This window comes from Rhizobium sp. P1_C7, from assembly GCF_056406295.1.
Map to the genome: position 1 here is coordinate 1 of NZ_JBFUAL010000042.1, position 24899 is coordinate 24899.

General features: G+C 58.2%; 16 protein-coding genes, 1 tRNA gene and 2 pseudogenes. 9 read left to right on the forward strand and 10 right to left on the reverse strand.

Annotation, left to right across the window (positions count from 1 at the left end; genetic code table 11):
- The first annotated feature begins 700 nt into the window (after window positions 1–700).
- Entirely contained in the window at window positions 701–2119 is a 1419-nt protein-coding gene (locus AC1D2R_RS31130) for a DUF3300 domain-containing protein (RefSeq protein ID WP_477973575.1), read from the forward strand.
- A 49-nt stretch (window positions 2120–2168) separates the two neighbouring features.
- Window positions 2169–3104, forward strand: coding sequence for a DUF2950 family protein (locus AC1D2R_RS31135; protein WP_477973577.1), 936 nt, complete (start codon window positions 2169–2171; stop codon window positions 3102–3104).
- A gap of 287 nt (window positions 3105–3391) precedes the next feature.
- Here AC1D2R_RS31135 and AC1D2R_RS31140 read toward each other — a convergent pair whose 3' ends face one another.
- Complete coding sequence (locus tag AC1D2R_RS31140; protein WP_477973579.1) at window positions 3392–4066, reverse strand: VIT1/CCC1 transporter family protein; 675 nt, start codon at window positions 4064–4066, stop codon at window positions 3392–3394.
- A 722-nt stretch (window positions 4067–4788) separates the two neighbouring features.
- Here AC1D2R_RS31140 and aspT (AC1D2R_RS31145) point away from each other — a divergent pair.
- The 4 genes from aspT (AC1D2R_RS31145) (at window position 4789) to AC1D2R_RS31160 (ending at window position 13133) form a co-directional block, all read left to right on the forward strand.
- The gene (gene aspT / locus AC1D2R_RS31145) at window positions 4789–6480 is read left to right on the forward strand and encodes an aspartate-alanine antiporter (RefSeq protein ID WP_477973581.1); all 1692 of its coding nucleotides are present in this window, start codon (window positions 4789–4791) and stop codon (window positions 6478–6480) included.
- Between the two features lie 155 nt (window positions 6481–6635).
- On the forward strand, window positions 6636–9347 hold the full coding sequence (locus tag AC1D2R_RS31150; protein WP_477973583.1) for a decarboxylase: 2712 nt from the start codon (window positions 6636–6638) through the stop codon (window positions 9345–9347).
- A 229-nt stretch (window positions 9348–9576) separates the two neighbouring features.
- Window positions 9577–11277 (forward strand): aspartate-alanine antiporter, encoded by a 1701-nt coding sequence (gene aspT, locus AC1D2R_RS31155; RefSeq protein WP_477973585.1) that lies wholly within the window; start codon window positions 9577–9579, stop codon window positions 11275–11277.
- 149 nt (window positions 11278–11426) lie between these two features.
- The gene (locus AC1D2R_RS31160) at window positions 11427–13133 is read left to right on the forward strand and encodes a SulP family inorganic anion transporter (protein WP_477973586.1); all 1707 of its coding nucleotides are present in this window, start codon (window positions 11427–11429) and stop codon (window positions 13131–13133) included.
- Window positions 13134–13202: 69 nt separating this feature from the next.
- On the opposite strand, the gene AC1D2R_RS31165 is transcribed toward AC1D2R_RS31160, so the two are convergent.
- Both AC1D2R_RS31165 and AC1D2R_RS31170 read right to left on the reverse strand, forming a co-directional pair.
- Window positions 13203–14810: a bifunctional aspartate transaminase/aspartate 4-decarboxylase gene (locus tag AC1D2R_RS31165; RefSeq protein WP_477973588.1), complete on the reverse strand. Its 1608-nt coding sequence runs from the start codon at window positions 14808–14810 to the stop codon at window positions 13203–13205.
- A 258-nt stretch (window positions 14811–15068) separates the two neighbouring features.
- Window positions 15069–16943, reverse strand: coding sequence for a hypothetical protein (locus AC1D2R_RS31170; RefSeq protein WP_477973590.1), 1875 nt, complete (start codon window positions 16941–16943; stop codon window positions 15069–15071).
- A gap of 232 nt (window positions 16944–17175) precedes the next feature.
- Here AC1D2R_RS31170 and AC1D2R_RS31175 point away from each other — a divergent pair, with 232 nt between their 5' ends.
- Both AC1D2R_RS31175 and ppk2 read left to right on the forward strand, forming a co-directional pair.
- Window positions 17176–17646: a hypothetical protein gene (locus AC1D2R_RS31175; protein WP_477973592.1), complete on the forward strand. Its 471-nt coding sequence runs from the start codon at window positions 17176–17178 to the stop codon at window positions 17644–17646.
- Between the two features lie 315 nt (window positions 17647–17961).
- Window positions 17962–18798 (forward strand): polyphosphate kinase 2, encoded by an 837-nt coding sequence (ppk2, locus tag AC1D2R_RS31180; RefSeq protein ID WP_477973594.1) that lies wholly within the window; start codon window positions 17962–17964, stop codon window positions 18796–18798.
- A gap of 199 nt (window positions 18799–18997) precedes the next feature.
- Here the strand turns inward: ppk2 and AC1D2R_RS31185 are convergent, their stop codons facing one another.
- The 6 genes and pseudogenes from AC1D2R_RS31185 to AC1D2R_RS31210 all read right to left on the reverse strand — a co-directional run.
- Window positions 18998–20224 carry an HlyD family secretion protein gene (locus AC1D2R_RS31185; RefSeq protein ID WP_477973596.1) on the reverse strand — a complete coding sequence of 409 codons (1227 nt, stop codon included), beginning with the start codon at window positions 20222–20224 and terminating at the stop codon, window positions 18998–19000.
- A 3-nt stretch (window positions 20225–20227) separates the two neighbouring features.
- Window positions 20228–20668 carry a hypothetical protein gene (locus tag AC1D2R_RS31190; RefSeq protein ID WP_477973604.1) on the reverse strand — a complete coding sequence of 147 codons (441 nt, stop codon included), beginning with the start codon at window positions 20666–20668 and terminating at the stop codon, window positions 20228–20230.
- Between the two features lie 311 nt (window positions 20669–20979).
- Window positions 20980–21248: pseudogene (locus AC1D2R_RS31195) on the reverse strand (hypothetical protein).
- A gap of 297 nt (window positions 21249–21545) precedes the next feature.
- Window positions 21546–22631: an AI-2E family transporter YdiK gene (gene ydiK / locus AC1D2R_RS31200; protein ID WP_477973598.1), complete on the reverse strand. Its 1086-nt coding sequence runs from the start codon at window positions 22629–22631 to the stop codon at window positions 21546–21548.
- Between the two features lie 575 nt (window positions 22632–23206).
- Window positions 23207–23281: transfer RNA gene (locus tag AC1D2R_RS31205), tRNA-Glu, on the reverse strand.
- Window positions 23282–23523: 242 nt separating this feature from the next.
- Window positions 23524–23754: pseudogene (locus tag AC1D2R_RS31210) on the reverse strand (SAM-dependent methyltransferase); the annotation flags it as partial.
- A gap of 176 nt (window positions 23755–23930) precedes the next feature.
- Between AC1D2R_RS31210 and AC1D2R_RS31215 the strand changes: the two are divergent.
- Complete coding sequence (locus AC1D2R_RS31215; protein WP_477973600.1) at window positions 23931–24365, forward strand: hypothetical protein; 435 nt, start codon at window positions 23931–23933, stop codon at window positions 24363–24365.
- 164 nt (window positions 24366–24529) lie between these two features.
- On the opposite strand, the gene AC1D2R_RS31220 is transcribed toward AC1D2R_RS31215, so the two are convergent.
- The coding region (locus tag AC1D2R_RS31220) for an amino acid ABC transporter ATP-binding protein (protein WP_477973602.1) at window positions 24530–24899 on the reverse strand (370 nt) is incomplete at its 5' end.

Consider the following 24899-nt stretch of genomic DNA (forward strand, 5'->3'; position numbering starts at 1 on the left):
CCGATCATGGCAAGGTCTGCATCGACACGCGCTGATGACAATGATCGCTTACGCCTTCCTGCAACATCAGCGCCTACACAAGGCAAAGCGGGAAAAAAAGGAAGAGGCACGGTCCGCCTAAACCGACACTGCCAGCCATCCGACGCGCGGTCATAAACACCCTCCTATCAGCGTCAGCCCCAGAACGATGTCCTCACTGCAGAATCCGCTTCAGACCGCCAAAATACATTCTGCCAAAGTAGTGCTAGAATGCATGGCGTTTCAACTCGCCGTTCTGCCGGCGACCGAGTGCGAAGCTCTGAATAGCAGCGCGAACGGGGTAATATCGTGCGGTTGGAGGGGGGGATAATGTTGGGCCGGCTGCGACCAAACATATTGGTGGCGTCGTAGCAGGATCTACGACGCCGTTTTGGGACCGGGTTGCGTCCGCGTAGCATCGCGTAAGTTACGCCTCGCGGCTAACCTGCTGTACTATAGTAGTTGAAGTTGCTTGACGCGACATCGGTCGTGGGGCGGAGGCGTATTGCCTGAAATGGCGAGAGAAATGCGGGGTTCTCTACTTGGACGATGCCTTCCACAAAGGAGGGCACGCCCCGGTGACCCAACACTGGCCCCAAGTCGAGCCAGCCAAAACAACTCAGGGAGGCAGCGGCAAGACGCTGCAGATTTCCAGAGGCATTGTTGAAAAGGTCGATGTGCGATGAAAGCAAGATCCATCAGATGGCTAGCCGGATTGTCAGCCTTGACGCTCGTGTCGATGTCCGCTTGCCCCTCCTATTCTCAGACGACAACTCCTACGCAGAAGCCGGTTTCCGCCCCGGAAGCAGAAGGGGAAACGGATCTCCTCTCCGAAGATGAGCTCGAGGTTCTTGTCGCGCGCATTGCGCTCTATCCGGACGAACTCGTGGCCGCGATTTCCGCTGCATCGCTCTTCCCGCTGCAGATGGTTGAGGCCGCACGTTTTCTCGAGGCAAAGGAGAAAAAGTCCGATCTCAAACCTAAGCAGGAATGGGACGGCAGCGTCATTTCTCTGCTCAACTACCCCGAGATCGTCAAGATGATGAGCGACGATCTCGAATGGACCCAGTCGCTGGCCGATGCGCTGACCAACCAGCAACAGGATGTGCTGATCGCCATCCAACAGCTTCGCGACGAGGCGGTCGCGAAAAACATCATCAAGACCGACGACAAAGTCACGGTCGTCACCGAAAACGAAAACGTCGTCATTCGCCCAACCAATCCTGAAAAGGTCTACATCCCCCAATACCCACCCGAAATGCTCTACCAGGATAACTATCAGTCGGCGCCGATCTCATACTATCCAAACTCCTACGAGAGCTATTACTATCCAGGCGCGGCATTCTTCGCGGGTGCTATCACCGGTGTCGCATGGGCAGCCGTCGTCAACTGGGACGATTGGGGCGTCTGGGGCGGCAATTGGGGCGGCGACATCGATGTCGACTGCAACAACTGTTTCAACGACCGCAACTTCAGCGGCAAGGTCAATTTGAACGACGTCGATTGGAGCAAGGTCGACCGCAGCAAGCTGAGCATCGGAAAGGACCAGCTCGCCAACCTGGATCGGTCGGCGATCAAATCCGGCCTGCAGGCCGATAACCGCAACCAGTTGAAAAACAAGATCGGCGAGGGCGAGCGCCGGGGACCGTCAACGCGGGAGGCGGGCCCCCGCGCACAAGATATTCGCAAGAGCACCGCCGAAGGCTTGAAGGCCGGCCCGAAATCCAAAGTCGCAAACGCCGCGAACCGACCCAATGCCGGCGCGCGGCCCGACGCCGCGAACCGACCCAATGCCGGCGCGCGGCCCGAGGCTCGCCCAGCGAAGGGCGCCAATCGTCCCGCCGCAAAATCGAACAGGAAGTCAGCTGCGCCAAAAATGGCGGCTCGACCCGACAACCGATCGCGCCAGCCCAGTGCGCTTGGCAACGTGCAATCCGGCCGCCGTGAAGCGGTTGCGTCCAAGCGCGGAGGGCAAAGCATGGGAGGAGGCCAGCGTGGTGCATCGCACGCAAGTCGGCCGCGCCCACGGCCGCCGCAAGGTGGCGGTGGCGGTCGCGGCGGCGGCGGCGGCCGCGGCGGAGGCGGAGGTGGCAGAAGATAGAATTCTCTTAGCAGAAGACAGAATTCTCTTAAATGACCGGAGACAGATCATGAGACGAAGGTTGAGATTGATCCCGCTGACGCTAGGTGCGGCGCTCTCCCTGTTGGCCGCAGGACCCGTTGCGGCGCAAATGCAGACGGACCTGACTGAATTTGCTGCGGGAACGCCGCCATCGTTTGATAAGCCGTCGGATGCGCTGGAGCGATTGAAGTCCGTGCTGAGTTCCGACGACGCAGCTGGCTTTGCAAACCTGCTGGGTTTAAGTGCGGAAAAACTTGGCGCCAGTGGCGAGGCCGCGACGACCTACGGACTTATTCGCGCCGGTGCCCAGCGGCAGTTGCAGATGCAAGATCTTTCAGGGCGAAAGATTATCTTGATAGGCGACCGTCTCTGGCCCTTACCTTTCCCGCTGGCACAGGCCAAGGACGGAAAATGGACCTTCGATACCGAGGTAGGGCTGGAGGAAATAGTCAATCGCCGCGTCGGCGCAAACGAGCTTGCGACGATCCAGACCATGCATGACTACCTGGTGGCGCAGTACGAGTATGCGAGGCAGGACCAGGACGAAGACGGTGTCTACGAGTTTGCCCGGAGGCTGATCAGCACCCCCGGAAAGCGGGATGGCCTCTACTGGCCGCCCGGCACTTTCGACGTGGATAGCCCCGCCGGCGCGCTGATCGAAACGGCGGCGTTCGGTCGCGCAGAACAGGGTGGGGGCTATTATGGCTATCGCTATCGAATCCTGACGGGGCAGGGCGATAACGTTCTCGGGGGCAAGCAAAGCTATATCGTCAACAAGAACATGACCGGCGGCTTCGCGCTGATTGCCTGGCCTGTTAATTACGGCGTCACGGGTGTCCAGACGTTCATCGTCAACAACGCGGGAATTGTCTACGAGCGCGATCTGGGAGAGCGGACGGAAGAAAAAGCCTCCGCCATTAGGGAATTCAATCCCGACGCTAGCTGGGAAATCGTGAGCGACTAGCTTTCAAGCCGTGCGAGACAAGTCGGCCGGCTGATACCGGACAGCCTGCTGGCCGGACAGATGCAAAGTCCGCGTTTTGAGTTCCCAGGACCGCTGCGCGAGTTGCGTTGACGATCCGCGCGATTCGCCGTCGGCTCGGGCTATTCCCGGTCGGCCGCAGCCTCGGGGATTCCGAATTCGTTGCCGGACAGGATCAAGTCGAAGTCACACATAATAGCGCGCTTGATTCCCGGGCCGGCGCTCGACGTGTACGGCGAGTAACCCGACTGAGCCGCGCCATATTGAGCTTAACCTCCAAGCATCAGTGCGACGGCCACGAGCGTGAGGCCCAAAATGGTCATTGCCATGCCGACGATGAACGGCGTAGAGCCCGCAAAACGGGCCCATGCGGCGCCCGTAGCGTAAAGCAACGCGACAAGGAGCAGGTTGCTCACCCGAAGCGCGTGATACTTGTCCTCCATGACCAGGAAGGGAATGACGGCGGGAATCGCCGTCGCGGCGACAATCATGAAGACGATGAGAGCTCCAATCAGGTCGTCTAGCGAAAGCGTGATATTCGAAGGTTTCGCTCGCTTGGCCAGCGCCAGCATACAGCGGTACAGCTCGTCCTGATCTCGCTTATCTAGGACCAATGCCTCGCCTCCCAACGGGAACTCGTCGGCGATCGCTGCCAAGGCGCTTTTCTCATCCTCGGCAGTCCTGACCATGCGAAAGAAACGCGTACGACTGCGTCTGTAGAGGCGTGTGCCAAGCAGGAACAGCACAGCATCGATAATACCCCAGGCGATGTTGCAGCCCAATGTCGCCACGACCAGGTCATGCGCTTCCAAGCCTTCTTCACCGGTAACGAGGCGCGCCCCGATGGTGAACGTCAGTGCCATGATCAAGCCAAAGAGAACCTCACCCAGTGCGTCGCCTGGATCGATACACTTGAGGACACGCGCGATTGGAGTGGCTTCCATCTATGTCTCCAGAGCCGGCCGCGAGTTAAGAAATGCACACATCGGGCCCCCGCTCGGGCAAACCCAAAACTGAACTTAGGGCAAGCTCAGCTCGCGTGTAAGCGAAGCGCATCAGCCTTTTCATAAGGTATGTCGTATTCGTACTCCTCGCGGCTCAGCCAGCAATTTCCGACCCTCGCGGTCAAGCGAGCCGAAAGGCCATCGACCGTACGGACACCGACCGAATTGTCGCCGCCTGAACCTTGGCGAAATGCGTAGGCCCGATGAGGCGCTTGCGCGCCAGTCCTCGTTGCACACGAGAACTGGCGTTCGATCTCGACTGTCCTCATCGCAACCACCGGCGGAGCGATCTGTATACGAGACGTTTCCAAGGAGTGTCCCTGTTCGGCAGGAGGGCACATTTCGGTAGCTCTTCCGCACTTTCTATCGCAGGACGAGGGCTTGTTGCTCCAAGCTCTGCCATCGCAATGTCCTCCAGATGACGATTGGGATGATACGCCGAATGAGCGGTAAGATACGGGTCTGTTTCTGTATAATACGGTATTATACTTTACCATCAACAGTTGTCGAGCGACATTCAGTCCCCGCTTTGTAATTATACCCCACGCTTTGTACTTATACCCAGATCTAGTGATACCCAGAGGTCAGGGTCGAACGACGAAATATCTTCAAGGGACTGGCCGGCTTATCCCGTGCCCGTGATCAGAAAAGAGGGGCGTCCCGTGGTTGATTGGTTTGTGAACACACTCCGTACTTATCCAGAAATTGCGATATTTCTGTCATTGGGGCTCGGTTACTATTTCGGGTCATTCACCTACAAGGGGCTCGGGCTCGGCGCGGTAACGGCGACACTCATTGCCGCAGTCCTGATCGGTCAGCTCGGTATTACAATCTCTCCGCCGCTAAAATCCACATTTTTCCTCATGTTCCTGTTCGCTATCGGTTACGGCGTCGGGCCGCAATTCGTGCGCGGAATTGCGAAGGACGGAATTCCACAGGCGCTCTTCGCCGTTGTGGTCTGTTTCTTTTGCCTGGGTTCGGCATACTTCGGAGCTCTAATTGCTGGCTACGACATCGGCTCGGCGGTCGGGCTTTATGCGGGCTCGCAGACGATATCGGCATCAATGGGGCTCGCGACGGACGCCATTAATCGCCTGGGTCTGCCTCCTGAAGAGAGCAAGGCCATGCTCGATGCGATGCCCGTTGCGTATGCGGTAACCTATATTTTCGGGACGGTCGGCTCGGCCATCGTCCTTGCTCTATTCGGGCCAGCGTTGCTGAACATCGATCTAGAAGCGGAATGCAAACGCTATGAGGAGGAGCAGGGGGGCAAGAAGGTCCTCGGCGGCGCGGGAACCGCATGGCACAATTATGAGTTGCGCGCCTACAGGGTGAAGGACGGCGGCAAAATCGTCGGTCTGACAGCGCTTGAGGCAGAAGGTCTATTGCCAACCGAGCGCATATTCATCGAACGCATTCGCCGCGCAGGTGTGGTGAAGGATGCGACGGTCGACACTGTGATTGCAGCGGGGGACATCGTCGCCGTCGCTGGTCGCCGCGAGGTTCTTGTCGAACTCATCGGCAGCGTGGCGGACGAGGTCGATGACCGCGAACTGCTTGCAGTTCCCGCCGATGGGATCGACGTCTTCGTCACAAACAAGGACGTAGAAGGAAAGACGCTTTCTGAACTCGCCGCACGACCTGCCTCCCGCGGCGTATTTCTTCGCAAGATCGTTCGTGGCGCTACGGCTACCGAAATACCCATCCTGCCAAACACACAGATAAATCGCGGCGATATCCTGACGATCGTCGGGCGAACGCAGGATACGGCGGCGGCGACCAAAGACCTGGGGCGCCCGGATGCGCAGACTGACGTGGCGGACGTTGCATTCATCGGCGCGGCAATTGCGATCGGCGCGCTCGTCGGTGCGCTCACATTCAAGGTTGGTAGTGTCCCACTCACCTTGTCGACCTCCGGCGGTGCATTGATTTCCGGACTTTTCTTTGGGTGGCTTCGGTCAGTGCGCCCGACGTTCGGGCGGATACCATCGCCGACAGTGTGGTTCATGAACTCCGTCGGTCTCAATGTGTTCATAGCTGTTGTCGGAATATCGTCGGGCCCAGGTTTTGTCGCCGGCTTGCAGCAACTCGGCTTCAGCCTATTCGTGTGGGGTATAGTCGTGACGACGGTGCCCTTGATCTTGGCCATGTACGTTGGAAAATACGTCTTCCGCTTCCATCCCGCGATCCTGCTTGGGTGCTGCTCCGGCGCTCGCACGACGACGGCTTCCCTCGGTATGATCAACGACCGGGCGAAGAGCCAGATTCCTGGCCTCGGTTACACGGTGACGTACGCCGTCGGCAATACGTTGCTTACCATCTGGGGAATGGTGCTCGTGCTGTTGCTGGCCTGATGGCAGCCGAGTGCGGTGCACCTGTTTCTTTTACATAATCCGGGGCCACGCTGGAGCGATGCCGCCCTGACTTGACGCGAGCCTTGACTAGATCAGCAAAGATGAGGCTGCCGGTTGTGGTGGAAGCCAATAACAACTGACATTGGGAGATCGGGATGCCAAGCAAGACCGCAAATATCAATCAGTTTCTGCTCATACACTCGGCGCGTGCCGATAGCTGGCGCGCCGTCACAACGCTGGCCGACGCCTGGGCGACCAAACGCGGTGACAGGGCGGCGCTGGAGGCGGCGCTGGCGGAATTGGAGGCCGTGGAGGAATACCATGCTTATCCGGGGGCGCGATTGCTAACAGCTCTGCGCGAGCGTATTGCAACCAACGATGCCGTGGGAGCGGCGGCCCTGGCGCGGCGCATCTCCAATGGACTCCTGACGCATGCCTACCGAGGCCGTCCGGCCGAGTGGGACGCCCATGACGAAATGTCCCCGAGCGAAGTGGTGGATATCATGCCGCCGGCGACAGGTGAAACGGGTGGCCGCCGGCCGTATTTCGAAGTGCTGTTCGTCAACAGCCAGCCGGCGGCGCGATGGCCTGCTTTAACCAAGGAAATCCGCAGGTTGCGCCGTCCGGAAGATGCGTTTGTTTACGAGCCGATCATCGTCGGCTCCTTTGAGGATGCCGTCTGTGCCGCAGCCTTGAACCCCGACATCATTTCAGTCGTCCTCGCCGAGGGCTTCCCCTACCGCTCGCGACACGACGCGCCGGTGCTTCGCTCAGTCTTGGACCCGCTCGCGGAAACGGATAGTCCCGATATGTCGGCGCTACGCCTAGCTCGCGCATTGAGGCGGATCCGTCCTGAACTCGACATCTATCTGCTCTCCGACCGCCAGGTCGAGAAGATCGCAGGTGATCCGGCAGCCGATGCGGTTCGCCGCATCTTTTATGCGGTTGAGGAACCGCTCGAATTGCATCTCGCCATCCTCGAAGGCGTGCAGGCACGCTATGAGACGCCGTTCTTCGACAACCTGAAGAAATACGCGCGGCGACCGGTGGGCACTTTCCATGCACTGCCCATTGCCCGCGGCAAGTCGATCTTCAAGTCGGACTGGATCCGCGACATGGGGGAATTTTACGGCCTCAACCTGTTCCTGGCGGAAAGCAGTGCGACAACGGGTGGGCTCGACAGCCTGTTGGAGCCGACGGGAACAATCAAGCGCTCGCAGGAGATGGCTGCACGGGCCTTTGGCGCCGATCACGTGTTCTTTGTCACCAACGGTACGTCCACTTCCAACAAGATGGCGGTACAGGCGCTGTTAGCGCCCGGCGACATCGCAGTGGTCGATCGCAACTGCCACAAATCCCACCACTACGGAATGGTTCTTACCGGCGCCCAACCCTATTATGTCGAAGCGTTTCCTATGACGGAGTATTCGATGTATGGCGCCGTGCCGCTCGCAACGATCAAGCGGGCGCTGTTGGCACTTCGCGCGGAGGGGCGGCTCGATCGGCTAAAGCTGCTTGACCTGACGAACTGCACCTTCGACGGGCATATGTACAATGTCAGGAGGGTGATGGAAGAATGCCTCGCCATCAAGCCGGACCTCATCTTCCTGTGGGACGAGGCGTGGTCTGGATTTGCCCGCTTTTCGCCGTTTCTGCGTCCACGTACGGCTATGGGTGCTGCGGCCGACATCGAGGAATGGCTGCGCGATCCCGCGTCCGTCACGGCCTATGAGAAGCAGCGCGCCGACCTCGGCGACAACCCGTCAGACGAAACGCTGCTCGCCAGCCGCCTGATCCCCGATCCCCGTCTTGTGCGCCTTCGCGTTTACCAGACCAACTCTACGCACAAGTCGATGTCGGCCATCCGCCAAGGTTCCATGTTGCTGGTCAAAGACGTGGATTTTCACACGGTGGAGGCTCAGTTCCATGAAGCGGTCTTCACCCACGCCTCGACCAGCCCCAACCAGCAACTGATCGCCAGCCTCGATGTCGCCCGCCGACAGATGGAGCTCGAAGGGTACGGGCTCGTGATGAATGCGATCGAGATAGCGCTGAAGATCCGGCGAGCGATCAACGAGCACGAATTGATCTCGAAGTACTTCCGCGTCCTCGGCGCCGATGAGATGATCCCGGATGTCTACCGACAGTCGGGTTTCAAGGATTACCTCGCACCGGGCTCAACCTGGGCAACGGCGATAAAGGCGATGCAAGAGGACGAATTCTACCTCGATCCGACGCGCATGACACTGGTGTGCGGCACCGCCGGTTTCGACGGGACGCAGTTCAAGGGTCTACTGGCAAGCGAGTACAACATCCAGCTCAACAAGACGTCGCGCAACAGCGTGCTGCTGCAGTCGAACATCAACAACACGCGCAGCGATGTTGCCCATCTTATCCGCGTCCTCGTCGAGATTTGCCATGGAATCGAGAAGCGCCTGGTCGACGGTGGAGAGGGAGAGCGGGCCGAGTTTGACGCGCGCGTCAAATCGCTGATGACCGACGTGCCGGACCTTCCCAATTTCAGCCATTTCCACGAGGTGTTCCGTGGCGACGCGGGCCGAACGACGCCTGAGGGCGATATGCGGACCGCTTTCTTCAACGCCTATGACGCTTCGCTCTGCGAATACGTGCCGCTGATCGGGGCTGAATGCGATCGGAGATTGCGTGAGGGGCCGGAGATGGTCTCAGCCAACTTCGTCATTCCCTATCCGCCGGGGTTCCCGATCATGGTGCCGGGCCAGGTGCTGACGCAGGAGACGATCGATTTCATGCGCAAGCTGGATGTGAAGGAGATCCATGGCTACGAGAAGGCGAGGGGGCTGAAGCTGGTCAAGCCCGAGGCGGTTGCCGCGAAGGCGAAGCGTTGAGGCGACCGGCAAGTAGCGCTTTTCCCAGCCTCTGATCCGTCTCCTCGGAGAGGTCGAACACCGGCGTTGCGAGGGGCGCGCGTTGACACAAATGCACGTTGCCCGGAGGCGGGCACCGGGCCGGTTCAACTGGAATTGGGAGGGCTCGGCCCATTGTGCTGGCTTGTAGCCTTGACCCCCAAAACGATGCGCGCAGCGTCTACACAAGGCATGGGGAGATGGGATAGTCATGGCATGGGTCGAGCAATTTCTGGTGAAGTATCCTGAACTCGCCGTGTTCCTCGCGATCAGCCTCGGATATTTGATCGGTGGCTTGAAGCTCGGAGGTTTCAGCCTGGGCCCCGTCACGGGCTCCCTGTTTGCGGGCATCTTGATAGGGCAAGTGGCAGACGTCCCGATTGCCGGGATGGCGAAATCCTTTCTGTTTCTCTTATTCCTCTTCGGCATTGGCTATTCGGTCGGGCCGCAGTTCTTGCAGGCGTTGAAGCGGGATGGGATGAAGCCGGTGGTGCTCGCCATCGTCGTATGCGTGACCGGCCTGCTCACCGCGATCGTCGTTGCAATTGTCCTTGGTCTTGATGCGGGGTTTGCGGCGGGGCTGCTTTCGGGCTCGCTCACGCAAAGCCCGGCAATGGGCACGGCAACCGAGGCAATAAATGCACTGCCTCTGCCGGATGCAGATCGTGCACGGTACGTCGCGCACATCGCCGTGGCTGATGCTGTCTGCTATGTCTTCGGTGCAGTCGGCGTCATTTTGTTCTGCAGTGTCGTCGGCCCGAAACTGCTTGGCGTCGATTTGGCTGCCGAGGCGCTGAAGCTGGAGCGCGAGCTTGGGATAATCCGCACGACGGGCGGCGTCGCCTCTGCTTGGCGAAGGTTTGAAATGCGCGCCTATCGCATTGCCGAGGATGCGCCAATCGTCGGCATGTCGACGGCGGCTGCGGAGGCGGCGCTTCCAGAGAGCAGGCTTTTCGTTCAGCGCCTTCGACGAGAGGGCGCGATCCTGGAGGCAGCGCCGGAGATCCTGATCAGCCCAGGCGATGTCATTGCAGTGTCGGGTGCAAGGGAAACGCTGGTGAGAGTGCTCGGACCGCGTGCAGAGGAGGTCGAGGACAGGGAGCTTCTCGACATCCCGGTATCCGTTGCCGATGTCCTGGTGACATCCCGCGTGCTCGCTGGCCGGAGTATCGAGGACGTTGCCAAGGAGAGCTGGGCACGGAGCCTCTATCTGCGCGGTATCACGCGCGGAGGGCAGGAACTCCCTCTCGCGGCGGGTGTCATCGTCGAACGAGGGGACATCCTTCGCCTGGTGGGGCCTCAACCGGTCGTATCGCGCGCTGCCAAACAGATCGGCGCCATCGTCGCACCTACGACGACGACAGACTTTTTCGTGCTCGGGCTTGCGATATTCCTTGGCGGACTTGTCGGCGTTCTCGTTACCGTTCCAATCGGTGACATGCGGATTTCCCTAAGCACAAGCGTGGGCACTCTGCTCGCCGGGTTGATGGTCGGGCATCTGCGTACACGATTTCCCCTTTTCGGCCGGATACCGGATGCGGCCGTATCACTCATGACTGCGCTCGGGCTTGCCGCTTTCGTCGCCATGACCGGGCTGCATGCCGGGCCCGTCTTCGTCTCGGCCATCGCGGAAGCCGGGATCGGCCTGTTGTTTGGGGGCATGGTCGTCACCGCTGCCCCGATGATTGTCGGACTGTATTTTGGACGCTACGTGCTTCGAATGAACCCTATTCTACTGCTCGGAGGGCTGGCCGGCGCGCAGACGATGACGGCCGGCATGGCCGCGGTTCAGGACCGATCGGGGAGTAGTGTTGCCGTTCTTGGATACACGCCGGCAGTGCCGATCGGTCACATCCTGCTCACAACTTGGGGAACCGTGATTGTCGGTATCATCGCGGGATATCATGGATAGGATTGAGCACATTTGTGTTGGTCTAGAAGCCATGCCGGGATTAGGATCATGCGGCGTGGGAGCGCCTGCTTTTCCTGTTCGGGGCCGGGCGAGGGCGGACAATCAGCGCGCGCGCTCCGACACAGCCGTTGATACGGAAAGGGGACATCATGCTTCGGTCACCAGTCACTGACCAGTCGATGGGGGCTTCGGCGGGGACGCTACGGCCGGATCTAATTGCGGGTCTGACGGCGGCGGCGGTGGTCCTGCCCAAAGCCATGGCCTATGCGACCGTTGCTGGCCTACCGGTAAGCGTGGGCTTGTACACGGCCTTCGTACCGATGGTCGTTTATGCACTGTTGGGGACATCCCGTGTCCTCAGTGTTAGTTCAACGACGACCCTCGCGATCCTGACCGCGACAGAACTCGCCCTTGTCGTGCCTGATGGGGACGCCGGCAGGCTGCTCACGGCGACCGCCACACTGACGGCACTCACCGGCCTGTTGCTGATCGTCGCCTCAACCTTGCGGCTGGGGTTCGTTGCGAATTTCATCTCCTCACCGGTGTTGACCGGTTTCAAGGCGGGGATCGGGCTGGTCATCGTGCTGGACCAAGTTCCGAAACTGTTCGGCCTTCACTTTGCCAAGGAAGGCTTCTTCCGAGATATCCTGAGCCTGCTGCAGCACCTTCCCGAAACCTCAATCGTAACCCTCGTGGTCGGTGCCGTCGCACTTGTCCTGCTGTTGCTCATGGAACGCGTATGGCCACACTCGCCTGCTCCCCTCGCAGTGGTCGCAGGCGGTATCGCGGCGTCGTGGCTGTTCGGCATGGGCACCAATGGCGTTTCCATCGTCGGCCACATACCCCAAGCTCTGCCCTCGCTGACGCTGCCGAGTATCGACCTAACCCGACAATTGCTTCCGGGAGCGATCGGCATCGCCCTGATGAGTTTCACCGAGACGATCGCTGCTGGTCGCGCCTTCGCGGACCAGTCGGAACCACCGATCCGGGCGAACCGGGAACTGGTGGCCACCGGCGCCGCCAACCTCCTAGGCGCCTTCTTCGGTGCGATGCCCGCAGGCGGCGGAACATCGCAAACCGCCGTGGTCCGTGCCGTCGGAGGCCTAACGCAGAAGGCATCAATTGTCACGGCGGCGGTGTCTGCTGCAACAATGCTGGTGCTAGCCCCCTTGCTCGGCCTTCTGCCGCAAGCGGTGCTCGCGGCGATTGTGATCGTTTACTCCGTCGGCCTGATCCAGCCTGCTGAGTTCGTGTCGATCCGCAACGTTCGCAAGATGGAATTTCGGTGGGCGCTGGCAGCGTTCTTGGGCGTCCTTATCTTTGGCACGCTTCAGGGCATCGTCGTCGCCATCGTCCTGTCCCTGGTTGGATTGTCCAGTCAGGCCGCGCACCCGCGAATCCATGTAATTGGCCGCAAGCGGGGCGCGGATGTCCTGCGCCCAGTCTCACCGGAGCACCCCGACGACGAAACCTTCGAGGGGCTGCTGATCGTGAGACCGGAGGGCAGGCTCTTCTTTGTGAATGCACAGCACGTCGCCGACAGAATCCGCGAATTGGTCATCCAGAATAAACCCCGTGTTCTCATGCTGGACCTGAGTGCAGTCTTCGATATCGAATATTCGGCGCTTCAGATGTTGATCGAAAGCGAACGAAGTCTCGCTGCACGGGGGATTGCGCTCTGGCTCTCGAGCCTCAACGCCGGCGTCCTGGAGTATGTCCGCGCATCGGGATTTGCCGAGCGGCTCGGCAGGGAGCACATGTTTCCCACGGCTCTTGCCGGAATTCGCCACTACCAAGAGTCCGCTGTGCCAATATCTCCGAGCCAGCAATCGTTCGGCCACGACGAGGCGTTGTGAGGGGAAGGAAGCATCGAGCCTAAACGGCAGGCCGCGCCCGATGAGACGCGGCCTTCTGAACTCGGTGTCTTAGCTCTGCTTCGACGATGCATTGAACCTGTCGACATAGCCACGCCCAACAGCACGGACGGCGCGGCCGATATCATCGTAGACGTCGTCGCCGAGGTTGGCGAAGGAAACGCGAACGCTCCAATTGGGGGCTTCAAACCCGCCACCATTGAGGAGCACGATCGAATGGTCCTCGGCCAGCCTGTAGACCAGATCGAGAGGATGGACGTGTTCTTTGAGCCAGGCCACCATCTCCTCGCCGATATATCTACGAAGCCAGAATTCAAAATCGATTGTGCCGTAGTAGGCAGCAAAGTTCGCATTCGGCTGCAGATCAAGGGGAAGTCCCTCGAGCAGCGTGTTTACCCGCTTTTGGCAAATGGCCATGCAGGCCTGCTGATAGACCTTGTCGGTATCCATCAACTCGCTCATGGAGAACATGGTCATCATCACTTGCTGTGGCAAAGAGAGCCCGGCGGTGTGATTCAGCGCCACGTCCCGGCTATCGGCGACAAGCCGGTCGATCATCTTCAGTTTGCGCGGTTCAAGCGTGATGGAGACGTATCGCTTGTCGAGCGCTTCCAGTTCCTTCGCCGGAAGCTCCTTGAGGCGATCATCGAGAATATTCTTCTCATTGATAGCGATCACCCCGAGCCGCCAACCGGTGCACCCGAAGTACTTCGAGTAGGAATAGACCCCGATCGTGTTGTAGGGCAGTTCGGCCATCAACGAGCGAAAGTTCGGAACGAATGTGCCATAAACGTCGTCGGTCAAAAGAATGAGATCCGGTCGCTTGGTCTTCACAAGGTTAACCAGCTTCTTCAACGTCGGTGTATCGATTGCCATCGAGGTCGGGTTGCCGGGGTTGACGACGAAGAAGGCCTTGACCTTCGGATCCTCCAGCTTCTTGAGCTCCTCGTCGGAATATTGAAAGCGATGCTCCTGCGTCGCCCGGACGTGAACGGCATTGAATGCGTAATCCTCCAGCTCTGCAATCTCGATATACGGGGTAAAGATCGGGGTCCCCATGGCGATCGTGTCGCCCTTCTTGAGAATGCGGTTGGCCATCAGCGACTTGAAGATGTAGCACATCGCCGCCGTGCCGCCTTCGACGGCGTAAAGGTCAAATTTTCCAGCCGCCTGATCGGCCCCCATCGCCCACATGAGATACCGATGCGCAACCTGTTCGCCGTGGATCAGCATCCGATCGGGAACTGGGTAGTTGTCGCCGATGATCGAATCCGTCAGCTCGAACACAAAGGCATCTGCATCGAATCCGAATGCCTTGACACCGTGGTCAACCATTTTCGACAGGAAGGAGGCGCCCGGGTCGTCGGCATGCTTGGCAAGCCACGCCTCAAGCCTTGCGGCAATACCGCTCATTTGCGGCATCCCCGCGAGACCCGCCGCTGGGTTGTCCATGGAGCGCCGGCACTCGGTCAAAGCAAACTGACCGAATAGGAAAAAGCCTTCGCGCGGTGTTGTCGCGATCCAGTTCGGATTGCCGCGTCCGGCATTAAGCAGGGCATGCGCAGATTTTTGTGCGCTGCGCTTCGCAAGCTTCATCAGTCCGTCTTTTATTTCGAACGGGCTCATATGCTCGTATTCGCGATAATCAATCTCGGCCATGCTTCATCCTCCGGTGATACAGGGTACGGCCTGCCTTGGGCCCGGCCGGTTCTAGTTGTCACTTGACGGGCCCGCAATGCGCCAAACGGCGAGCGCACAGACCCAAATTGCACGGCGGAATTAGATGGGCCAACGCCGCAACATAAGCTCTCTGGGTTACTCTGATGATAAGACAGAGCGAGCGAATAGGGCAGTAAGATACGGTATTATACCGCATGGTTTGCCCTCAATGACCTGGCGCCACAGGCTAGTCTGGCTTCACTCGCTTGACGCACGCGAATTTGGCGACGCGACGGCGGTACCCGAAGCCTTCAGGCCGGCGAAAAAACGCTCCTGATCTTCGGGGCGTTGCAGACGCATCGAGACTTCCGTGCGGATGTTGTCCATCAACGCTGGGGCATTTGCCCTGAGCCAGTCTTGTTCCTTCTTGCTTTCGTCCAATTTGCCGGCCGCGCCGAGGATCGATAGAAGAACGAGATGATGCATTGGATTGTATTCCAGGTCGGACATCCGGGACCAGAGTTCGGCCACCTGAATATCTCCTCGCATAAAGGCACACAAAGCCATGCCGACTTCGTAGTAGCCCTTGGGGCCCGCGCTTCTATTTACTGCGCTTGACACCAGTTCACATCCGGACAGCCATTTGCCGGACATCGATAGTCGCAGCCCATACTCTCCTGCGACTTCCGCATCGTTCGGGTTTGCAGAATAGGCGGCAGCACCGGCTCGCAGCGCCGTGTCGATGTCATCCCCAAAGAAGCTAACCAACATCAGAGCCTGCAGCGCGCGGGCGTTGTGGGCATCGATACTCGTCGCTCGCTGGGCGGCTTCTGATGCCAATTTGAGCGAACTCGAGGGCGACGGAACACCGAGCTTGTAGCGAAACCTCAACTCGTCGAGATAAGTCATCGAAAGCAATGCCCAATAGGTTGCGTCGTTCGGGTTGTGCTTCGTTGCTTGCTGAAGGCACTCCCTTGCTGCTTCGTGGCTGCGTGGGCTCATGCTCGCCCGATAGCTGTAGTAGGCGAGTGTGCAGGCATAGGTATCTGTCTTGTTGTTGGTTGGCTCGCGGGCAATAGCGCTCGCGTCGGTTTCAAAGATTGCGCCGTACGGCTGGGCGACGGCGCTGGCCACTTGCTGTGCTACCCCTTCTTGAATTTGGAGAATACCTTGCGCACGCAAGTCGCTGTCGTAGTTGTTCGCCCAGATGACTGCTCCATCGTTTCGGCGGACGAGACGAACAATGGAGCGAAATTTGTTATCCTCAAGTCGAACGCTTCCCTGCAACGCATAGCGCGGCTCATCCCCGACCAGTCCGCCGTTGACGGCAGGCTGGCTTGCAACGACGACAATATCCTTGAACTTCACGAGTTGCCCGATGACCTCATCTCTCAGGCCCGATGCGAGGTCGGCTGCGTCGGCAGTTCCGGTTGCATTCCGGAAGGGTTCGACAACGACCTTTGGCTCTGCCGCGCCGGTTGTGGGTGTGGAAGAGGGCCCCGCGGAACGGGAGGCGAGAAGAGGCCCCAGCGAAAAGACAGCCGCCACCGCAAGCAACGCTGCGCCCGCGGGCAGTACGAGCCTCGCCCAGGAACGGTCGGAATCCTTGGGATGAACAGTGGGTTCGGGCGGCGCTGGTGGCAAGTCCGGTTCAGTCGCAGGGTGAGCCTGCGTTATATCCGCTATATCATGGTCTTCTGCGTAGTCGAACGACGGCACATAACCACCCTTCGGTATGGTAATAACGACGCCGTCCCCATGGCCAGCTACAAGATAGTAGCGTTCGAGCGCTCTGCGAATACGCCCCGCTTCAATCCGCACGACAGGGTCGTTCTGCGCATCAAAGGAGGCCTCTCGACCGAAAACCACATTTGCAATTGTGAACGCCTTTAGGAACTGCGAACGCCCTTCCAGGGCCTCATTCACAATGAACTGCAAAAATGCTCTGCCCCGCCTCGGAGAGTGAAACTCAGAGCTCGCAAATATCCTCTCCAACTGTCGACGAATCTCGCCTTCAGTCGGTTTACGACGGCCTGCGCTGGGTAGTTTTACACTTTCCATGGCCGGTCTCGACTTAGAATAAGGTCTTTCTAATTCTAGATGTGTTGTATATGCATTTATTTGCAACTCCAAACAAATTGTGCATTTAAATTGGTCGACGAGACGTTTCGGGGCCGGCGAACATCGACACCGAGATCGTCTTACGGGCACCCCCACGGCCCTCCCCTAGGGACTATGGCGGGTATTGATGCGTCAATGTGAAAGCATGGACACCAAATGTATTTGGAGTATCCTGACTGTCAGCTTGTATCTTTCGATAATGTTGTTCGCCGTACTAATATGAAGACCTTTGGGAGGAAACGTCATGGCTGAAATCGGAAAGAATAGCGCGAGTCCGTCTATGCTGAGCGCCGACGAATTACGGCAAAAAGCGCTTGAGCTTCAGCTCGTTGAAATGCAGCGGGATGATAAGATCAGGGAGCGAGAGGCCAAGAAGCACTCTGAATTTGTAGAGCATTTTTTTCGCGAGCAGGTCAGCGACCAGGAGCGCGATATTATTCGGCGCGTGGTGATGAAAGCTGCTGGCGACGGCAAGCTTGAGGCCCTGGTTTACAGCTTTCCTTCAAGCTTCTGCACGGATAGCGGTCGTGCCATAAACAACAGCGAACCGAACTGGCCCGATACGCTACAAGGGAAGGCAAAGGAATTGTATGAATTGTTCGTCGGCGTTGCTCGTCCTCAGGGCTATAGGCTGAAGGCAATGGTCGTGAATTTCCCGGGTGGAATCCCAGGGGATATCGGCTTCTTCCTGACGTGGGAACCGCCGGTGGATTGACCTCGCGTGCTTCGTTCCGGGCATCAAGTCGTTGCGCCCAGAGTTGGAGAAGATTTTGCTACGCGATCTGACGTGGATTTGTCGGGCTTAGCGGACCACGGTGGAGGCACAATCGGGCTCGCCGGCAGTACAGACTGCACTTGATTCCATATGAACTGACCTCTCTACATGCAATCTAGAATTATGTGTCGCGGAACTGAATGTCGAGGCGAGGGAGGGCGAGCGGCCCAATTCCTCGGAAAGACGAAGCCAGCCGACGCTCCGCGTAGAACCATACACCGAGATCAAGGAATTTGCTGAAACACGGAGGGAACCATGGACAAGCTGCCCGATTCCGACCACGACGCTGAAAAAGGCGATTCCAGAAAATCAAAGAAGAAAAAGACGTGGAACTACGAAGCCGAAATGGATCGGCTTCAAGTGGAACTTGCCCATCTTCAGGCATGGGTGAAGAAATCCGGCGCACGTATCGTGATCATCTTCGAAGGCCGGGATGCCGCGGGCAAGGGCGGTATGATCAAGCGCATTACAGAGCGCGTCAGCCCACGGGTATTTCGTGTGGTTGCGCTGCCGGCGCCCAGCGATCGTGAAAAAACGCAAATCTACATGCAGCGCTATATCGCCCACCTTCCTGCCGCGGGCGAGATCGCGATCTTTGATCGCAGTTGGTATAACCGGCCTGGTGTCGACAGGGTCATGGGCTTCTGCCCCGAAAAGAAGGCGCAGCGCTTCCTCGAGCTTGCTCCTCGTTTCGAGGCCTCGATCATTGAAAGCGGCATTATCATGCTGAAGTATTTTCTGACTGTCAGTGAAGAAGAGCAGGAACGTCGCTTCAAGCGGCGGATAAAGGACCCGCGGCGGCAGTGGAAGTTGAGCCCGATGGATGTGGAATCTTATAAACGGTGGTGGGACTACACGCGTGCTTATGACGAGATGATACGCAAGACGGATACAGCGCACGCTCCCTGGTGGATCGTTCCCTCCGATGATAAAGAACGGGCTCGCGTCAATTGCATTTCACATATCCTGAAATCCATCCCCTACGAGGTCATCGAGTTCGACGAGCCAGATCTCGGGAAACGCCAGAAGCGGCCGAGTGACTACATTGAAGATATGGGTATTCGCAATACGGTACCCGATGTAACCGCTTAGAGCACTTCCGTATTACTTCGAATCGAGAAAACACCCTGTCTTTTTGTTTTTACGCGACTGCGCATGCAAAACCGCTACGCACTTTTGCTGGCATTGTCATACGGCGCGCGGCAGGCCGGCACCTGGAACTCGACGGCAATACTGCAACGCCAGCAAGCTACACCCTCGAAGCCATCGGCCGCTAGTGCTGCGGCCGACGTCAATGACCTGTCAGAACCAACGTCTGCACCGGAAGTAGCATTGCCTGCATCCGAAGTATCATTGCATGAACAAGTCCCACAGTGTCCACCACGTGCAGGAACACCCATTTCAGCGTGCCGATATTTTTATCGGCGAGGGCGTCGTGATTGTTTGTATAGGCGTTTGCGATGCAGCTGCTCCCGGGCGGAACGTCATCGAGCTCTCCGGGGTAAAGCGGCTGCAGAAAGACGGTCAAGGTTCCCGGCTGGGCTGTCTGTTGAATGTCTATAAGCTGATCTGTCGGTCGCAATTGCCCGGCAGCGATGACCGCCTGTACCTCGGTCACCACCAGCGGAAGGATGGTAAATGGCTTTCCGATGCAGGTGGCTTCGGCAATCATTCCTTGTTTCATCACTTGCGCTTCGATCTGTCCGAAGCCGGCGATCAGCGTGCCTTGCCCAGCACCTTCCGGGACAAGGATGCCGGCAGGGCGCAGCATCGGATTGACGACGTCGCCGGGACGAAGCGTGAACTGTTGCACGGTCCCGGCTACACCGGCTCGGACCAGGGTTTTGTCGAGTTCGACCCGTGCCTGTTCCTCTGCCGCTTCCGCGCTTGCCTTTTGCGCCGGCAGCAACGAAGCGATTTGTGTCTCCAGGGTCGTCTTTTTTGCGAGCACTGCGTCGAGTGCGCCTTTCTTGCTGTCGATGGTGGTCACCAGGCGTTCTACCTCGCGTCTCGCGACGGCATCGGTCTTTAGCAGTTGTGCCTTCATCGCATACTCGTCGACTGCCGTCTGGTAATCGCCTTGGGCCTGTTTGATTTGGCCGTCGACCCCTGCGAGTTCTGTTTTGGTTACCGTCATCTCGGCAACGGTTTCCGCGATGCGCCGCCGCGCGGTTTCAAGGGCAGCCTCCTGCTCGGCGCTATCAAGCTGGAAAAGCGGGTCGCCGGCTTTGACCTTCTGGTTGACTCCAACAAAAACGTTTTCCACGCGTCCGCTCGATTCCGGTAAAATCGTTACGGTTCTGAAGATCGCCGTGACACTCTTTGTCGACGGGTGGAAGTAGAAAATCATCGTGATCAGCGAAACGGTCAGGAGCAGACAGGCGGTTATACCCCAGCGCAACTCGTACCACACGCTGTAAAGGGTAATTTCGCGACCGATTCGTTTTCCTTGGACATAACGTCGGAAGAGATAATCGGGCAGGATTGTCAGCATTGAACACAGAAGCAGCTCAAACATGGCTCAGATACTCTCCTCCTGTGCGTCAGCTTTTGATGCCGGCTGAGCCTGTTCGATGGGTTCGTCGGGAATGAGCGCTGGATCGCCGCTGGTTTTGGCATCTCTGCCGGAAAGCTTCCCGAGGGACTGGGCAATAGAGTAGAGTGGGGTCGAGAAATCGGGAAACTGGATAAAAGCAAGCAGCAACCCTGCAATCCAGTAGAGGTGGTTATGGGTGAAAAGTGAGATAAGTGCCAGAACAGCCACAATCTCCATCTGCACCTTGCTGGTGCGGTGCGCCATGCGCTCTGGAACTGCGTGCAGTTGGAAGTACAAATTGCCGATGACGAGTACAACCAATAGCAGAAATATAGCGACGCCGACGAACAAGTAGTCGGTTTGTCCGGGCGCGGTGACGAAGACTGGTAGGTGTTCTATCGCGGCCGGATGAATTGATTGTTCCATTGCAGCGACCAATCCTCCTGAAAGACAACTGCTGACCAATTCCATGCAATTCTACCTGCAACTTTAGGGATTCTAGCAGCCTAAGCAAGCTGTTTCTTGAAGCGGATTGTCGGTCGTTGAAACACAGCTCAGCTACCCCTCATCGAACTTGCTGTGGCAGGAGCAGCAGCGTCACAGCAACGTCAAAATAGACCAACAGGTGTAAAATGGGTCCCGGCGAGCGCGTTAAAAGGTTCGGTCAGGTTGCAGAGCGTCGCGTTGAGAAGACCGACGACGGTATCGGCAGAGCACCGATCTCCAGCTCATGCTTCCTAGCGCTTGAGGTCGTGGGCTTGTCCGGATGCTCTCAGTTCCTTGAGTGTCTTGCCGAGACAACTTCCCACCTGGATTCGCCCCTGGCCTTTGCTAGGCCGTCTACCGAAATCGTCCCGGCCAGTCGGTCCGGCGTGATGTAGGTCGCTACACCATCCGGGCCAAACCGAGACAGATAGTAGGCGTGATGCAGGCCCTTGTATTCGCAGGTAATGACAACCGGAAAATCGTCCAAAGCGTCGCTCGCCCGAGCTTCCGAACATGTGATGACAGAAAGTTGGAAAAAGGCACCCGCAGCAAACGCTACCCCTTGGTTACAAATCCAATTCCTCGAGCTGCAGTTAGAACACGGAGCGGTGTTCGCTTCAAAAATCAAGCAGTCCCATTATGCGCACCAACTGCGAAAATGCTGAAAAAACAATACTACTGTTCATCGCGTGAGTCGATGACGACGAGGGCGCACGACAGAGTTCAAACGCGCATCGCGGTATGCGACGTTCCTGCAGGCATGAGGTCGTTCAATGCGACGACGTAGCTGTCGTCTGCGACTGGTTTGTGAAGGAAGTCAGCGAGCGTGGTCTGGCTGAATGGAATGTTCGGTGTCTGTCGAATTCGGGGTCTCTTCCATCCAGGCATCCAACAAGGTGTAGGCGGTCGCGAGGATGACAGGCCCGAGGAAGATGCCTAGAATGCCGAAGGCCACCAGCCCGCCGATAACGCCCGCCAGAATGAGCAATATCGGCAGGTCTGCGCCCTTTTTGATAAGAAACGGTCGCAATACCCCATCCAGTGTCATCGCCAATATGGTGAAGACGAGCAGAACGGTGCCCCAGAGTGTCTCACCCGAGTAATACAGCCAGAATACTGCTGGCACGAGGACGAGTGCCGGGCCGATCTGCACGAGGCAGAGCATGAATATCAGCGCGGTCAGCATTCCGGCATAGGGCATGCCTGCCGCCAGGAGACCAATGCCACCGAGCGCACTTTGCGCGATGGCGGTCACTGTGACGCCGAGCGCGACACCGCGAATTGCCTTTCCGGCCAAAACGATCGCCATTTCGCCCCGATCGCCACTGAGGCGACGGCCAAAGCGGATGGCCGTGGCCGCTGCCTTCTCCCCACCGGAGTACATCATGGCGGCGATCGCCGTGGTCAGCACGAAATGCAACAGCATGCCGCCAACGCCGCCGGCGGCGGATGCGAACCATCGCGCCGTTGATCCAGCATAGGGAGCGAGCCGGGATCCGAGTTCGGAAACGTTGGAGGCGGAAAATCGGATCCAGGCGTCGGCAATGCGCGAGCCGACAAAAGGAATGCTGGATACCCAGTCCGGAGGCGGTGGCAGACGCATTGAAAGCGCAGAATGCACGAGAGCTGTAATTTGATCGAGATTCTCGACAATCGTGCTGATGGCAAGCCAGAATGGCGCAATAAGGATGCAAAGGAGAGCCAGCGTCATGACAAATACCGCCGGACCACGGCGATTGCCGAGATGCTGCTGGACCCAAAGCATGAGTGGCCATGTGGCGATAACCAATGTCATGGCCCACAAGATCGCTGGCAGGAACGGCAATAGAATCAGGACACTGAAACCGATGAGGCCGCTGATGAACAGCACTGAAAGCGTGAGGCGTGTGAGATCCGGTCGCACTCCAAGCTCCTCTCAGGCAGGTGGGTCGGGACGTTAAGCCAGAAGCAACACCCGAAGCAACTCCGGCACCATTTCTATAAAGTCAGCAGAGTGTTCCCGACCTCATAAGTAACCGTGTAGCCGAGTCCCCGCAACCACTGAAACTTGCAAATTTGCGCATTCGCGATACTTGCCCTTGAGTTGGTCACGATAACGTTCGAGAAGCTCTTTTCGTCTGCACTCTTCCGCCTGGTGCGTTGGGCGCTGCAGGCGTGCTGCGGGCGGTCTACGGCATTGAGGTACCGAACCGACGTCATTGCCACAAGGGCGAGCGTCTACATCCGCTGCCACCCTCTCCGGATCACTGAAGAGCCTGATCGCCGCCCGCCTACAGTGGGGTGACCATTTCGGAATGTATGGAGCGAGAAGCCCATTGGCGACTATCGCGAGTCGTCCACCGCAGAGATGGGATGCGATCCCTGGCGGAGGTTATGGGCGCCCGGACGACGAGCACCGCCTGAATAATTGGAAAACAGGAGTCGGAATCTGCCACCCGCTGACTGGTAACCACGTAAATTATTGATTTTACACACGAATGGCACGCCCTAGGGGAGTCGAACCCCTCTTCCCAGAATGAAAATCTGGTGTCCTAACCGATAGACGAAGGGCGCTTCCTTCGTGGTGGCGCCCTTATAATCAGGCCTTCTGAATCCCGCAAGCGGCAAAGCGAAGAAAAGTCTCAATGACGCGATTTTTTCTGTGCCTGTGGAGGACGCTGGCGGGCCGGTCTCGAGGGGGCGTTCGAGGAAAATCTTTATATCATTGATATGATGTGTTAATTTAATATGTTGCCCGCCGCGCGAAAGCTCGGGCGGCTGGCTTGCGGGTGAGGGACGCGCGTCAGGCGCGCGCCTCAAGCAACAATGTGGAACGGCGTCTCCGTTGCACGATGGAAGTGCTTGAAGCGGGCGTTGAGCGCCGCCTTGCGCAACTTCATCTCTCCGGCCTGCGCGCCAAGCGCCAGGCCGACCTCCTGGGACATCGAGGCAGGGGTGCAGATCATTGTCGATGGGCCGTAATAGACGCGCCCGACCGGGTTCAGGTTGTCCTTCCGACAATCATGCGCGAAAGGTTCGACAATCATCCCATGGTACGAAGGGACGCCTCTGGACAGTGATTTTGATTGCCTTGCAGCCGATGCGCCGGGACATCGATCGGCATTCGATAATTGGTCGCTTCGGTTGCGAAAATGCCGCGTTGACAAGAAAAATACCGGGAATGATAGTCGGTTAGCCTATGTGAGGCGTTGGAGAAATGATCATGATCAAGCATTTGACAATTCTCGGCTCCCTTTCCCTGCTTGGCGCTATTGCGTTCGCCACTCCCTCCGCGGCCCTCACCATGAAAGAGTGCAGCGCGAAGTATAAGTCGGCACAGGCGGATGGATCCGCCAAGGACATAAAGTGGAACGACTTCCGAAAGTCGCAGTGCGGTCCCGACGCGACGGCCGAGCCAGATGTTTCCATGGCGACCGACGAAGAACCGGCGAAACCGACGATAACGGCACCGAAAGGCGTGACGTTCCCGACCGTTATTGCCCCGAAATATGCCAAGGAAACGCCGGGCAGGGGACGCATGCACACCTGCGTGGACTCTTATCATGTGAACAAGGACGCCAATACGCTCAACGGGCTGAAGTGGATTCAGAAGGGCGGCGGTTACTACAGCCTTTGCAATGCCAAGCTCAAGACTTGACAGGCTCGGTTACCGAGAACGCCTGTTTGCCAAGAGTTCCGGGGCCCCTGCATCGCGGGGCCCTTTCTCTTTCGGTGTTGTTATATCTCGTCTGGCGGTAGGCCGAACGAAAAAGACCGCCGCGGCCGTGCCGGCGGTCTTCGCCTGCATGTCCGGCGACGAGCCTAGTGCAGGATCTGGCTAAGGAAGAGCTTGGTGCGCTCGTGCTGCGGATTGTCGAAGAATTCGGCCGGCGAATTCTGCTCGACGATCTGGCCCTGGTCCATGAAGATGACCCGGTTGGCCACCTGACGGGCAAAGCCCATTTCGTGGGTGACGCACAGCATCGTCATGCCTTCTTCAGCAAGCCCGACCATCGTGTCGAGCACTTCCTTGATCATTTCAGGGTCAAGCGCCGATGTGGGCTCGTCGAACAGCATGATCTTCGGGTTCATGCACAGCGAGCGCGCAATCGCCACGCGCTGCTGCTGGCCGCCCGAAAGCTGGCCTGGATACTTGTTCGCCTGCTCGGGGATTTTGACGCGCTTCAGGAAG

Bases quoted from the DNA above. Each gene is read 5' to 3' on its own strand.
- AC1D2R_RS31175 (WP_477973592.1), top strand. From the start codon at position 17,176: ATGGCTGAAATCGGAAAGAATAGCGCGAGTCCGTCTATGCTGAGCGCC.
- AC1D2R_RS31185 (WP_477973596.1), bottom strand. From the start codon at position 20,224: ATGTTTGAGCTGCTTCTGTGTTCAATGCTGACAATCCTGCCCGATTAT.
- AC1D2R_RS31135 (WP_477973577.1), top strand. From the start codon at position 2,169: ATGAGACGAAGGTTGAGATTGATCCCGCTGACGCTAGGTGCGGCGCTC.
- AC1D2R_RS31190 (WP_477973604.1), bottom strand. From the start codon at position 20,668: ATGGAACAATCAATTCATCCGGCCGCGATAGAACACCTACCAGTCTTC.
- AC1D2R_RS31130 (WP_477973575.1), top strand. From the start codon at position 701: ATGAAAGCAAGATCCATCAGATGGCTAGCCGGATTGTCAGCCTTGACG.
- AC1D2R_RS31150 (WP_477973583.1), top strand. From the start codon at position 6,636: ATGCCAAGCAAGACCGCAAATATCAATCAGTTTCTGCTCATACACTCG.
- ppk2 (WP_477973594.1), top strand. From the start codon at position 17,962: ATGGACAAGCTGCCCGATTCCGACCACGACGCTGAAAAAGGCGATTCC.
- AC1D2R_RS31165 (WP_477973588.1), bottom strand. From the start codon at position 14,810: ATGGCCGAGATTGATTATCGCGAATACGAGCATATGAGCCCGTTCGAA.
- AC1D2R_RS31215 (WP_477973600.1), top strand. From the start codon at position 23,931: ATGATCAAGCATTTGACAATTCTCGGCTCCCTTTCCCTGCTTGGCGCT.
- aspT (WP_477973585.1), top strand. From the start codon at position 9,577: ATGGCATGGGTCGAGCAATTTCTGGTGAAGTATCCTGAACTCGCCGTG.
- AC1D2R_RS31160 (WP_477973586.1), top strand. From the start codon at position 11,427: ATGCTTCGGTCACCAGTCACTGACCAGTCGATGGGGGCTTCGGCGGGG.
- AC1D2R_RS31140 (WP_477973579.1), bottom strand. From the start codon at position 4,066: ATGGAAGCCACTCCAATCGCGCGTGTCCTCAAGTGTATCGATCCAGGC.